Consider the following 13,929-nt stretch of genomic DNA (forward strand, 5'->3'; position numbering starts at 1 on the left):
TAATAGGACAACTCGGAACTCTCGGATCTTATCACTGCAAGATCCATTTTCTTCAAATGAAGCCCAGTGGCTCGTTTTGTTCCTTAGAGGTTAAACTGGAACGCCGATCGGGCACCAATACGAGTAATCATCGGTAATTTTGCCTTCGGAGACGCGCAATCCAACCCCGCCCGCAGTGAAGCGATCGTCTCCATTGTTAAATAGCCAGGTACTCCACAAAGCGGTGAGTGATTTCTCAGCAATTCCAACCGTGGGGAAATCGAGTAATTCTTGATAGACGTAATCTTGATTCGTGTACCAAGGATCTTGATTGGAACTTTCTACGCCAACTTCACCCCGAATCATTGAAAAACAGCCTTCTCCTTGTCGTCCTAAAACGGGTTTTGCAAAGTAAGTATCGCCCATTTCATCTGAAGTTTGAGCGGTTTTTGGAAAGAGATCGTAAACCGTTTCAGCGAGTTCTGATGGGAAGAAATCTAAGCCTAAATCGCTAATTAAAGCAAAGATACTCTTGGGCTGGAGTGCGAAAGCTGACGCGAAATTAACGATCGCAACCTTGCGTTTCAGAATCAATTCTTCCAATGCTGACCAAAGTTCTTTCCCTTCGGCATCGCGATCGTGAATCACCCACTCGACCGGATACCACATGAATAAGATATCGATCGGTTCTCCGGTTGTTTCGTGAAATAAGTATTGATGATTTTTAATTTTTAGTTCCTCGATCGGAAACACTCGACAATTTTCAGCCGTGAATGGTCTTAACCAGCGCATCGTTCCCATATCTTCGGTGTTGTTCAGCGTGGTTAAGGCAATTTGACAGCGTTCGAGTGGTTTTTTAAGCCAATCTGCGGCGCGTTGAAGCTGTTGGCTCATGGCATAGCTCAGAACAGATTGCAATCCGAGTTCTGGTGGCTTAAATCCAAAATGCTCTGCAACTTTGGCATTGCCTTCGAGACATTCAAACCAAAAACTTGGCGTTTGCACATTCGCTTCGATGACTTTATACACCTGCGTTTTCTCATTCCAGCACCAATCGAGCCGCATACAAAACGGAGCTAATCGATCGAACTGAATTACTCGAAGAGTTTCTTCGGGAAATCCATATTCAAGCAAGGTTTCCTCATCGAATTCGCGTACTACTGACCAAAGATGGGCAAGCACGGCTCCGACTCGTTCCGCCGATCGCTTCATTCTGATCACCTGGTCTTCTGTCACTGGATGACAGTGATACAGCGCATAAGGACTTGGAATGTCAGAAGTCGCATTCATCATTGCCAGGTTGTACCAAGGCATTCGGATTTGTTGGAAGAAGCGATCGCGCTCAATCCCGTGAAATGGATTGCTCATCCTCCCGCACGCCCTCCACCAAAACTGCCGAAACCGCTCCGACCCGACGATCGACCCGAAACTCCGGTTCCCTCTGAACCACCAGATGAGCCACCGCCCGATCGATAAGATGACCCGCCATAACTGCTTGAACCTCCACGAGACGCACAATTTTGCGGCACTCGACCCTGAGCATCCGGTTGGCATTCCGTGGTTGAGGAAGACGTGCAGCCTGTGAGTGGCATGAGGATCACAGTGGACACTGCCAGACTAAAAAACAACTGCAAACGATTCGATTTCATAATTATCGTTCAGGCTTGACGGGCACATACTTAAGAGATACAGCACGATTTCAGGGTTCCCGCAGACTGGATGTTAAAAACAATAAAGCAATCTAGGAGTCGGACAGATTGCAGGTGAAATATGAGTTAGAAAGCGTTGGAGAAGTGCGATGACGAACCCCTCACAATCCCAAGGAAATGCCAGCATTCCAGAAGAAAATCGCGGCAGAATTCTTCAACGTGGTGGTGAAGAGTTACTGGTTGAAAAACTCGACGATCGCTTCGCCGTGAACGCAACTTCTAAAGAGCAAGCCTGGGATTTGGTCAATAAAGCCCCGATTCAAATTAATCCCGGTGCCGCCCCGCCTCAACTCACAGAATTTGTCGTTGCTCCGAATCAGAAAGTTCAGGTACTAAACCAGGTGCGCTCAGAAGAGCAAGTAAACTACGCGAGCCATGTCTATCAAATCAAAGACAATCCTGGCTCAAAGCTCTACGTCACAAATCAAATTACAGTTCAATTTGATCCGGCGGTGAGTCCTGATGTGATTCGCTCGATCGCTGAAGAATTCGCTCTAGAACAGGTGAAACAAATTGTCGGAATTCCCAATACTTTCGTTTTTCAACTCACTGCAAATTCAACCGAAAACCCGCTCAAAATTACCAACCGATTGATTACGCGATCGGAGATTCTGACCGCAGAACCGAACATCATTGTGCGTCAGCAGGGATACTATCGCCCCAAAGATCCGCTCTACTCGAAGCAATGGCACCTGAATCATTCAGGCGGATCAGATTTAGCACCTGGATCGCACGTTTTTGCAGAGCAAGCTTGGGACATTACCAAAGGCAGCCGATCGATCGTAGTTGCAGTCATGGATGATGCCGTCGATTTGAATCATCCCGACTTTCAAGGATTGGGCAAGGTCGTTGCACCGCGAGACTTTAGAGGCAAAGACTTCGACCCTGACCCAGATGAAGCAGGCGAAGATCATGGAACGTCTTGTGCTGGGGTTGCCGTTGCAGAAGAAAACGGCTTCGGGGTTGTGGGAGCCGCTCCGGGTTGTGCATTGATGCCGATTCGGACGACTGGATTTTTGGATGATCAAACGATCGAAGATTTATTCGCTTGGGCGGTCGATCGTGGGGCATCGGTGATTTCTTGCAGTTGGGGTCCGAGTGCGGTCAATTACCCCCTGTCTTTGAGACAACGCGCCGCGATTACTCGCGCTGCTACCGAAGGGCGCGACGGCAAAGGCTGTGTCATTTTATTTGCTGCTGGAAATGCCAATCGCCCGACAAACGGCACCATTAACGAAGCCGGATGGCGCAACAATGCGCTCAGTGGCAATACTCGGTGGTTCGGCGGTTTCACTGTGCATCCAGACGTGATCACCGTTTCTGCCTCAACCAGCTTGAACAAAAAATCGGCTTATAGCAATTGGGGTGCTGAGGTTTCAATCTGTGCGCCCAGCAATAATGCGCCCCCAGGAATGGGACTTGCAGGAGTTGGCTATGTGGCGACACCACCAGAGGTTCGAGTTGCACTGCGGGGATTGGGAGTTGTGACCGCCGATCGACGCGGCAATGATGGCTATGATCAGGGCGATTTTACGTACGGTTTTGGTGGTACATCGAGCGCTTGTCCATTAGCCGCAGGTGTGGCAGCGTTAGTGTTGTCGGCAAACCCAGACTTAACCGCGCAAGAAGTTCGGCAAATCTTGCAGCAAACCGCAGATAAAATTGTTGATCCTGATCCTGATCCGCAGTTTGGGTTGCGTAAAGGAACCTATGATGCAAATGGGCGATGTGATTGGTTTGGCTACGGGAAAGTGAATGCTGCAAAGGCGGTTCAAGCTGCGTCTGCGAGAAAAATAACGCTAATGGTTGCGCGATCGCTTTCTGCCGAGAACAATAATATGCTGATGATTCCTGATAATAATTTGTCAGGAATTACGAGCGTCATTCAGATAAACGACTCTGCGACGGTTAAAGACATTCAAGTGAGCGTTAATATCGCCCACGATTATCTCGGTGATATCGAATTGAGCTTAATCGCGCCTTCGGGACAAATCGTATTATTGCAAGGTCGAACGCTAGGACGGCAGACGGTACTGAATCGATCGTACTCTCTACAAACAACGCTAACACTAAGAAGAATGCTAGGACAATCGGTACGGGGACGTTGGTTATTAAAAGCAGTGGACGCAATTCCAAACGATACTGGAATTATCAACGGTTGGAAGTTAACGATCGGGGTTTAGCTAATCTCCAAACTTCGCCATAAATACCAACTGGCGATCGTTGAATACGGTTTCCAAGCTTGTCCAATTTTCATTACGGTTTTGCGATCGGGTAATTCATCTAATTCATAAATGCGACGAATGCTCGATCGAACTCCTAAATCATCGACGGGTAAAACATCCCAACGATGCAGCCGAAAAATCAATAACATCTGAACTGTCCAGCGTCCGATGCCTTTGATTTTCGTTAGCGTTTGAATAATGGTTTCATCATCTAGCGGCTGCAATTCCTCCAGCGTTGGTAAACCTGTTAAAACATTTTGGGCTAAGTCTTTCACGTAAATGATCTTCTGACGTGATAATCCGACTTGTCGTAGCATTTCATCGGGTGTGTCCAAAATCGCTTCTGCACTCATCCCGCTTGGATAAAGTTGCAGAAAGCGATGATAAATAGCAGTGGCGGATTTGGTCGAAAGCTGTTGATAGATAATCGATCGTGCCAGCGAATCCAGCAATCCACCTAAATGCTGGGCTTGATCAAGCGTACAGATTCCAACTTGATCAATGATCGCACCCAGTTTTGGGTCTGCGGATTTTAGGGCTTGCGTGGCGATCGCATAATCCAGCTTATTCATGCACAACAATGGCAGATTTAATGGCTCTTGGAACGGGCTTTCCCGCTTTATCCACTTTGCCATAGAACGTTTGATCTTGGTAAACCAGCGCAGAAGAAGAGCCGCCATCGAGATTTAACGCCTGCTTCACTCCCAATCGCTGCATAAACCCCACCAGCGCTTGCACCGACATTCCAGAATTCTGCGGTGCATCCGCTCTCTGGGCTGCCATGACTAACACGACCGATCCGTCTTGCGTAATTCCGATCGCGCTTCTTGAATTCCGTTGATTCACACCGATCGAGTCTCGTCCCACGTTTGGATCAACAAACCCCTCTTCAGTCGCAGTAAATTCTGGTAGAAGCTGAGGACCTCCCCCGATCGCATCGATCAATTTACAACCCGACGGAACCTTCTCTAATCGAGACGCGATCGCATACCTCACCTGCTCACCACATTGGTAACTGCGAAACTCTGATCGCTCCAAAATCTGTGGCAAATAAGGCTGAAGATCCAGATTCTGCATTAACCGATCGTTCTGCTCGGGATTGCTTACAACCTTTCCATTTTTAGTGACATACGAAGTCGTTTTCGCGTTTTTAGGATCGAAGAAACCGCCATTGAGAACCGCGATCGTCTTTTGGGGTTTGGCAAATTCTTCCACCGTTTCAAGCGTTGGAGCAACCGCGATCGACACTTTAAACCGGCTCCGAGGCGAAATCGTTACCGTATGAATATCGCTATTGGGTAGAGAATAGCGCTGGTACTTCGGCAACTCAACGATCGGCGTAGAAGCAGGAGAGGTCGTTGCCTCTGGCGTGGATTGTGATGAAACCGGAGCGGGTGGAATCAATGAATAAACAAACCACAACCCCAAGCCGCCACACCCAAACAAGGCTAAACTTGCGATCCACAATCTTTTCACGATCGAACTCCTGATGATGAAAACTCCACAACTGCTTGAAGCATACAAGCCACCCATGCTTCACAGTCTCTTTATTAGAGCGTGAATTCAGCGAGACGAAATAAAAATTGCAGTAGAGCCTGGTAAAACGAAATCTTTGCAGTGATTATACGGATAACTCAGGTGCGTCCCTTCAATTGCTGCACTAAGCTCTGTCAAATCTACCCGTAATTCCTTGATTTACTCTTCAAGGCTAGAATTTCGCCATTTTTCGCAGGCAGCACCCGTCGCCATACAGATCAAACTTCTAGCTCACAATCCACAATCTCGCCAGCAAAAACAACACCCCTCTCCTGCCCTGATCCCGCTAACAACCCGCGAAATTTCTGATGTTGTTTTAGCAACATTCATGATTTTGTCCTGATTCCTCCGGAAGATTACCGTATCAGTAGTCGTGTGCATCGAAATTGCCTAGAAATTCCCTGCGCTTCTCTTTGACCGCGCACTCTCAATAGCCGAGTTTATATCCTCCTGTGAGCTTATGAAGTTGAAGTTATCGCCGACTCGCGTATCACTCCTCGCTTTGGGTGCTTTTGCAGCAGTCGTGGCTCAAGAGCTAGCCCGCTCCGATGCAAAGACTCCGAGCGCCACACCGCCTAATAAATTTAACGCTAAGCAAAACTCCGCCCCTCCAGCCGCGCCCCTTCCCGATCGAGTCGCGCTTTCTCAGCCAGAAAGCCTGTTTTCTGCGCTCCCCACGATCTCAAATCCAACCGCGATCGCAAAGCCCGCAGTCCCAGCGAATCAACCGATCGTTCCGCCGCCGCCGCCAACCGTTGCTGCATCCTTGCCCAATCTGGGCGTGACCGATGTGAACCAACTGCCGATCGATACCATTATCGAGCAAACCCTGAAGCTTCCCCCGCCGCCGCCTAAAGTTACCGTCAGCGCGGATCAATCTGCTCCGAAAGCCCCAACAGGCGCTCCGAAGGATGTGCAGGGTCATCGCGCCCAGCCCAGCATCACGGCAATGATGCAGCAAGGCATCATGAAAGGCTACAGCGATGGGACATTCCGACCGGATGCCCCCATCACCGATGCTCAGTTCAAAAGCATCACCAAACAGGCAGCCACAAAATCGAGCACGATCGCATCGCTAAAACGCCCGAAAGACATCGTGACCCGCGCCGATGCTGCCACCTATATTCATCGGCAATTGCTCAGAGCCAGCACGATCGAGAAATCTCAATTGGTCGCTCAGGCTCCCACCTCGGCTCCATTACCGATCCTGAACGCTAGCGACTCGGCTCAACTGGTCAACAGCACGCCTGCAAGCCGTCCTCTACCCCCTGCAACTCCACCCATCGCCGTTTCATCTGATGTAGATACAGCGGATACTGACTCCTACACCTTGGGTGCGGGCGATCGCATCCGCGTCGAGATTTTCAACGTGCCAGAGTACAGCAAGGAATATCAAGTCCTTGTGAATGGAACACTGAATCTGCACCGGGTCGGCAACGTTTCAGTCGCCGGGTTAACGATTCGTCAGGCTCAAAGCGCGATCGCCGCTCGTTACTCCCGCCTGCTCAAAGCCCCCACCGTGGATGTCAGCCTGATCAGCGCCCGTCCTGTCAATGTGGCGATCGCCGGTGAAGTCGGCAAGCCCGGAACCTATGCGCTGTCGTTTGGCGAGGGTGGAAAATTTCCCACCGTGACGAAACTGATTCGCGAGGCAGGTGGCATGAATCGCTCTGCAGATGCGCGTCAGGTGGTCGTGCGGCGCAACGGCAGTCAGGAAATTCGCCTCAATATGTGGGAACTGTTTACCACGGGTAATATCCGCCAAGATTTGTCTCTGCGTGATGGAGATTCGATTTTCATTCCGGCGGCAAATTCGGTCAATCTAGCTGAAGTTGCACAAATGGCAGATGCCAACTTTAGCATCAGCGCGACTCAACCCGTTAATGTTGCTGTGGTTGGCGAAGTAGCGCGTCCAGGTCCTTACATCATTAAAGACCAAACTCCCACGCTGTCTAGCGCAATTCGAGAAGCAGGCGGCATCAAACAGCTTGCCAATCTAAAAGAAGTCAAAGTTCGTCGCAACACCCGCAGCGGCGCTCCTCAAACGATCAGCGTCGATCTCTGGCAATTGCTTAAATCCGGTGACCTCAAGCAGGATCTAGTGTTGCAGCAAGGCGACACGATCGAGATTCCAACCGCACTCGCGCTTAACTCAGAAGAAGCGAGACAGCTCGGTGATGCCAGCTTTGCCCCGAGGTCGGTCAAGATTACCGTAGTTGGCGAAGTTGAGAAGCCCGGTCAAGTCGAAGTGCCGATGAATACGCCACTGAATCAAGCCTTGCTTGCAGCAGGTGGATTTACGCGCCAAGCGAATCGTCGTCGGGTGGAATTGGTACGGCTCAATCCAAATGGCTCTGTGAGTCGTCAAAATGTCTCGATCGACCTGTCACGCGGAATCGATGAAAAAGGCAATCCGCTGTTAAAAGACGGTGACGTGCTGGTGATCGATCGCAATGGACTTGCAAAAACAGGCGATACGCTCAACAACGTTCTCGGGCCTGTGCTTCAAGTCTTGCCGTTCCGATTCTTATTTGGATTGTAAAGGTTGTTACTCAACGCTTCTGTCACCTGTGAAGGCGCTGGTCTTCTTGCTTATTTTCGGTGCTGTTCGCCCTCGATTTTTCTTTAGGTGCTTTCATGGAAAACCAGATTAAAACACCGCTCTCTCCCTCCGAAAAAAACGGCAAAGTTCCCCACGCTCCAGAATACTTGCTGGTGCCTGACTCCACACAAGCTGACGAAGATTCGGGGAAACTGCTAGAAGCACTGCGCCGCAAAATTCCGCTGATCGCAGGCGTGACTGCTGCAACGACTGCTGCAGCTTGGGCAATCTCATGGAATCAGCGACCCACTTATGAAAGCGGGTTCCAGCTTCTGATTGAACCGGTCAGCCTTCAAAACCAGCAAGACCGCGATCCCTTGGGATCGGCTCCGTCCTCCAATCAAGACAACGTCAGTTACGAGACTCAGATTGCGGTGCTGAAAAGCGCGAAGCTGCTGCAACCGATCGCCGAGCAAATCGCCCAGCGCTACCCAGAAATCGCCAGGGAAAACTTTGCGGAAAAGCTGACGATCGAGCGCCCAGCCGACACCAAGCTAATTCAAGTCAGCTACCGCGACTCTGATCCCGATCGCATCAAATTTGTCCTCGACAAACTAGCAGAAGGCTATCTGAGATACAGCCAGAAAGAGCGTGAAAGTAATCTCAGCTATGGCATTGCCTTTGTCGATCGTCAAATTGGTGAAACCCGCAAACGGGTAGACAATCTGCAACGTCAGCTTCAAGCCTTTCGGCAGCAGAATAACTTCATCGCGCCGGAATCGCTTGCAGGACAAGTCACTGGACAAGTTCAATCGATCGCGCAGCAAAAATTCCAGACCGACAGGGAAATTGCGGAGATGCGGCGGCAGTATGGCAACCTCCAAGGGAGCGATGGTGCGAGGGCAGCGCTTGCTGCTGATGGGGCTTATCAAGGCGTTCTAAACAAGCTGCGCGACCTTGAAGCAAAGATCGCCACCGAATCGACGCGCTTTCAGGGTGACACCGTGGAAATGAGAGCCTTGCAGCAGCAGCGGGCTAGTCTTGTGCCAGTCCTGCGGCAAGAAGCGCAGCGCGTGTTGGGCAATCAATTATCCAAAGTCGGCTCGGATCTCTCGGTCCTGGAAACGCGGCGGCAGGTGTTAGACCGCGCTGACGCTTACTGGAACGGAGAAGTGCAGCGCTTGCCTGTTCTAACGCGCATCTTTACCGATCTCGATCGTGAACGCACTGTTGCGACCGAAAGTTTAACTCGCTTGCTTGGCACTCGTGAGAATCTCCAAGTGCAAGCCGCCCAAAAGGACATTCCCTGGCAACTGATTACTCCACCGAGTCGTCCTAGCCAAGCTACAGACTCGCCGCAGCGCAACATTATTCTAGGGGCACTGGCAGGGTTGCTGTTGGGATCGGGGGCAGCGCTGCTGTCCGATCGACTCGATCGTCGAGTTCGCCGCATTTCGGATATCAAACGGCTCTCCAAGCTGCCGGTCTTGGGCGTAATTCCGTATGAAGTCAAAACGCCCGAAGTGCTGAAAGATCTACAAATCGCGCAGGCCTCCACCGAACTCGCTGAGGGGAATGCCTTTACTGAAGCCTTCCGATCGCTCTACACCAACCTCCGCTTACTGAATACCGATCATCCAGTGCGATCGCTGGTCGTTAGTTCTGCGACACCCGGAGATGGTAAAACCACGGTTGCCCTGCATTTAGCGCAAGCGGCAGCCGCCATGGGACAGCGAGTGTTACTGGTCGATGCGGATCTGCGTCACCCAGAGATTGCCGAACGATTAGAGATTACAAACAGTAAAGGCTTGACCGAACTGGTTGCTCAGAGCTTGAATCCTCAAGATGTCATTCAGCGGCTTGAAGCGCTAGTCACGGTGAGCGGAGGCGATGAACCCATGCTGGGACGCACCAATTTTTCGATTCTCACCAGTGGGAAAATGCCCCTTGATCCGACTCGGTTACTATCGTCCCAAAAGATGCAGCGTTTGAATGACTATTTCAAAGCGATGTATGATCTGGTGATTTTTGATGCACCCCCGCTTCTGAGCTATGCCGATAGTAGCTTGCTTGCTACCTGCACCAACGGAATGCTCGTCGTTGCCGGAATGGGTAAAACGGATCAAGCCGACCTGAGACAAATGTTAGACACATTACAAACTGCGCGAGTTCCGGTACTGGGGATCGTTGCGACGTGCAGTAATGCAGCCGCTGTCGAAGATTGACGCACGATCGTATCTGCTGCCCAATCTACACTCAGACTTAAAAAATCCTCGTCAAGATTTCTCTTGCGGTGGATAGAAATCAACTGGAGCCTTCCTTAAAATCTGGATGTCGAAAGATTAAGCCGTGATCATAAAGGCTTGCGATCGCATTAGGACTCTAAGGTTATTACTCTAAGTTTGATAAAAGGAATCGGGATATGTCTGAACCGAATGGCGTGATGATGCAGTACTTTCATTGGTACTTGCCGAGTGATGGAACATTCTGGAATGAACTAGCAGAAAAGTCTAAAGAACTTGCAGAAGTTGGGGTCACGTCGCTCTGGTTGCCTCCGGCTTATAAAGGAGTTGGAGGCGGGTATGAAGTCGGGTATGGGGTTTATGACCTCTACGACTTGGGCGAATTCGAGCAGCATGGCTCGGTACGGACAAAGTACGGTACCAAAGACGAATACCTAAACGCAATCAAAGCGGCTCAGGCAGCAGGCATTCGGGTCTATGCGGATATTGTTTTTAATCACCGCATGGGTGCCGATCAGCAAGAGGAAATTGAAGCAACCCCATTGAGTCCCGACAACCGTAGTGAAGCGATCGGCGAATACAAGCCCGTCAAAGCTTGGACGCATTTCACCTTCGCGGGTCGCGGCGGCAAATACTCCGAGATGGAATGGCACTGGTGGCACTTTGACGCGATCGACTACGACGAGTATGAGAAACACAGACAAGCGGTGTATCTGCTCAAGGGCAAGGAATTCGATGACAATGTAGACCTAGAGAAAGGCAATTTTGACTATCTCATGGGCTGCGATATCGACATGAATCACCCGGAAGTGCGCGAAGAATTGAAGCGCTGGGGTGAGTGGTATCTCGACACAACCGGAGTCGATGGTTTTCGATTTGATGCTGCTAAGCACGTAAAAGCGCCGTTCTTTCAGGAATGGCTGGAACACATGCGGCAGTACGCTCAGCGCAACCTGTTCGCGGTGGGTGAATACTGGTCGTATGAAGTGGAAGCGCTGCATTACTTCATTGAGGCGACTCAGGGAACTGTTGCACTGTTTGATGCGCCGTTGCACTTCAACTTCCATGTGGCAAGCCAATCGGGCGATAGTTATGATATGCGCCAGATCTTTGATAACACCTTGGTACAGCAGCAGCCTGCTTTGGCAGTGACGATGGTCGAGAACCACGATTCTCAGCCGCTACAGGCGCTAGAGTCTCCCGTCGAACCTTGGTTTAAGCCGTTAGCTTATGCGCTGATTCTGCTGCGCTGCGAAGGCTATCCTTGTCTGTTTTACCCTGATTATTATGGGGCGCACTATCGCGATAATGGCAACGATGGCAACGAGCATGAAGTGTGGCTAGATTGTCATCGCTGGCTGATCGATAAGTTTCTGTATGCGCGGCGCGAGTATGCTTACGGCGATCAATACAACTACTTTGATCATTCTAATTTGGTCGGCTGGACGCGCTTAGGAAATGAAGCGCATCCGGGCGGAATGGCAGTGGTGATGAGCAACGGAGACGGCGGCAGTAAGTGGATGGAGGTGGGACAGCCCGATCGTACCTATATCGATATCACCGAACACGTTCAAGAACCTGTGACGACCAATGCAGAAGGCTGGGGTGAGTTCGGGTGTAACGGTGGATCGGTTTCGGTTTGGGTGCCGCAATCTTAGTTTTGCGTTTATCCCACAAACCCGTAGAGACGCGATCGATCGCGTCTCTACGGGTTTTCGCGTTTATTAACGATTGAATTACAATCGTCAACCCACTCTAAAAGCTAAACTGGGTGCGAATGTTACCGACATAAACGGTCGGGTTGCTGTTGAAGTTGTTGGCATTGAAAATCGCGTAGAACGTTGGCACGATCGCAATGTTGTTGCTGAGCGGATAGAAGTACGAAGCCTCAAGCTGATACTGCGTTCCACCATCCCCACCGCCAGAAGCGAAGAATTGACGACCCCGTGTAATATCCATCGGCATCAAGAATGCGACTGTCGCTTGTGCGCCCTTCTTGCCTAAATCTGGGAAGGCAGCACCGACTTGAAAGGATTGTGTCCGCACTAAACCATTTACCGGATTGAGTCGCGTATTGGCAAAACTATAGCGACCAAACAAACCAATTCCAGGAGTAACCAGCCAATCGAAGTTCACACCAAACATACTGGCGTAAGCATATTTCAGTCCGCCGCCCGTGACGCTGCCATCGGGTTGCAGCACCGAGAAACCCGGGCCTGCATCCAAATATCCATAAGGAATCGGTTCACCGATCGCGCCTCCGACTTGTCCACCGTATGCCTGAATCCGCGAGTAGTTATACTGCAAGCGCAGATTAAACGTATCGCTGGGTGAGAAGGTCAGTTCTGCTGAAGCCGTGTTAGTGCCGCCGAACAGTCCAAACGCCGGATTGCTTGAGGTGTTGAAGCCGAATTGAGACGGTAGAAACTCGGTGTTCTCGCCTAAGTAGCCCAACGCCAAGCGGAACTGACGGCCGAGTTGTGCTTCTACGACCAGTCCAGAGCCACGATCGATGGTGTTGGTCTGAGTGCTGTTTGAGGTGTCGAAGCTCGCGCCTGACGCAAAGACGTTGAGGAAGCGGTTGCCGTCGAAATGGCGATACCAGTTAATCCGAGGCCCAACCGTAACTTTGATCCCCTCGTTAACGGGGAAGGTGTAGAAAAAGTCCCGAATCACAATATCACTGCGTCCGTTGACCGTTCCGGCGGTTTGGTCAAAGAACGGAACCCCCGTCGCATTAAAGAATCCAGCTGAGGCGTACTGATTGTATGGAGAGATGCCATTGCCTGCTGCTAGCTGCGTTACTAGGCTATCTCTTCCGGTGAATGAGGTGTTGAGCGTGAGCCAGGTGAGGAAGCTGAGCGTTGGCTCTGGATCGGGCGCGATCGCCGAAATCGGTGCGCCACCTGCCGTTCTTGCTCCTGCAAATCGTGTATCTGCTGCTGAACCGGGAACCCCCTCAAATCGCACATCTCCGGTACTCCGCGCAATGGTCGGGTTAATCCATAGACCACCAGAGAGCTTCGTTGTGGTTGAGAATTGCTGTTTTTCTAGCGTTGTGGTGCGAGCTTCGAGCGCATCCACACGACCCCGAATCGTTGCTAATTCTGCGGCAAACTGCTCTTGCAGTTTTTGCAGAGTCGCGAGGTCTTCTTTTTTAACCAAATCCGCCGTAGAAGCGGCGATCAGTTCGTTGATGCGATTGAGGCAGGCATTCAAACCTGCGGCAAATTCATAGCGTGTGGTTGCCCGATTGCCCCGGAAGGTACGATCGGGATATCCAGCGATACAGCCATAACGCTCGACTAAAGACTGCAAGGCTTGAAATGCCCAATCTGTCGGTCGAACATCGGTGAATTGAGAAACCGAGGTCACTTGCTCCATTCCGGCTGCAGGTGCATCTGCTTCCAGTGCAGCAACGCTATTCACTGAGTCGAAGTTAGGCGTTACGTCTTTCGCGTCAGACTTGAGCTTGTGGGCTGCAACAGGTTCGGCGGGAGTCGCCTGTGCCGGGGTTGCTTCTAAGACCGGAGCTTGCAGTTTTTCGGACGCTTGCGCCGACTGCACCCAAAACAAGACCGCTGGAGCTGCTAACCACAGCTTCCAGTTGCGAGCAGGATTCAACATTTTTCCTCACACCGTAGAAATAAGCCAATGCTGTATGGTAGCAGACATTCACTCGATCGTATGTAACT

General features: G+C 50.8%; 9 protein-coding genes. 4 read left to right on the plus strand and 5 right to left on the minus strand.

The window, feature by feature from the left end; all coding sequences use genetic code 11:
• Window positions 1-90: 90 nt before the first annotated feature.
• On the minus strand, window positions 91-1,347 hold the full coding sequence (locus tag H6F51_22460) for a glutathionylspermidine synthase family protein (GenBank protein MBD1825235.1): 1,257 nt from the start codon (window positions 1,345-1,347) through the stop codon (window positions 91-93).
• Window positions 1,344-1,628 carry a hypothetical protein gene (locus tag H6F51_22465; GenBank protein MBD1825236.1) on the minus strand — a complete coding sequence of 95 codons (285 nt, stop codon included), beginning with the start codon at window positions 1,626-1,628 and terminating at the stop codon, window positions 1,344-1,346. Before H6F51_22465 ends, H6F51_22460 begins: the two co-directional genes overlap by 4 nt.
• A 149-nt stretch (window positions 1,629-1,777) precedes the next feature.
• On the opposite strand from H6F51_22465, the gene H6F51_22470 reads away from it, so the two are divergent.
• Window positions 1,778-3,871 carry a S8 family serine peptidase gene (locus tag H6F51_22470; GenBank protein MBD1825237.1) on the plus strand — a complete coding sequence of 698 codons (2,094 nt, stop codon included), beginning with the start codon at window positions 1,778-1,780 and terminating at the stop codon, window positions 3,869-3,871.
• Here the strand turns inward: H6F51_22470 and H6F51_22475 are convergent.
• Together H6F51_22475 and H6F51_22480 are read right to left on the minus strand one after the other, a co-directional pair.
• On the minus strand, window positions 3,868-4,485 hold the full coding sequence (locus tag H6F51_22475) for a DNA-3-methyladenine glycosylase 2 family protein (protein ID MBD1825238.1): 618 nt from the start codon (window positions 4,483-4,485) through the stop codon (window positions 3,868-3,870). The genes H6F51_22470 and H6F51_22475 overlap by 4 nt on opposite strands.
• Window positions 4,478-5,446: a phosphodiester glycosidase family protein gene (locus H6F51_22480; GenBank protein MBD1825239.1), complete on the minus strand. Its 969-nt coding sequence runs from the start codon at window positions 5,444-5,446 to the stop codon at window positions 4,478-4,480. Before H6F51_22480 ends, H6F51_22475 begins: the two co-directional genes overlap by 8 nt.
• A gap of 463 nt (window positions 5,447-5,909) precedes the next feature.
• On the opposite strand from H6F51_22480, the gene H6F51_22485 reads away from it, so the two are divergent.
• The 3 genes from H6F51_22485 to H6F51_22495 all read left to right on the plus strand — a co-directional run bounded on the left by H6F51_22485 (window position 5,910) and on the right by H6F51_22495 (window position 11,892).
• Window positions 5,910-7,991 (plus strand): SLBB domain-containing protein, encoded by a 2,082-nt coding sequence (locus tag H6F51_22485; GenBank protein MBD1825240.1) that lies wholly within the window; start codon window positions 5,910-5,912, stop codon window positions 7,989-7,991.
• A gap of 95 nt (window positions 7,992-8,086) precedes the next feature.
• Window positions 8,087-10,216, plus strand: a complete 2,130-nt coding sequence (locus H6F51_22490) for an AAA family ATPase (GenBank protein MBD1825241.1) — start codon at window positions 8,087-8,089, stop codon at window positions 10,214-10,216.
• 197 nt (window positions 10,217-10,413) lie between these two features.
• Window positions 10,414-11,892 carry an alpha-amylase gene (locus H6F51_22495; protein MBD1825242.1) on the plus strand — a complete coding sequence of 493 codons (1,479 nt, stop codon included), beginning with the start codon at window positions 10,414-10,416 and terminating at the stop codon, window positions 11,890-11,892.
• Between the two features lie 97 nt (window positions 11,893-11,989).
• Here the strand turns inward: H6F51_22495 and H6F51_22500 are convergent, their stop codons facing one another.
• Window positions 11,990-13,861, minus strand: coding sequence for a carbohydrate porin (locus tag H6F51_22500; GenBank protein ID MBD1825243.1), 1,872 nt, complete (start codon window positions 13,859-13,861; stop codon window positions 11,990-11,992).
• Between the last annotated feature and the right edge of the window lie 68 nt (window positions 13,862-13,929).

The organism is Cyanobacteria bacterium FACHB-DQ100 (assembly GCA_014695195.1).
Lineage (GTDB): Bacteria > Cyanobacteriota > Cyanobacteriia > Leptolyngbyales > Leptolyngbyaceae > Leptolyngbya.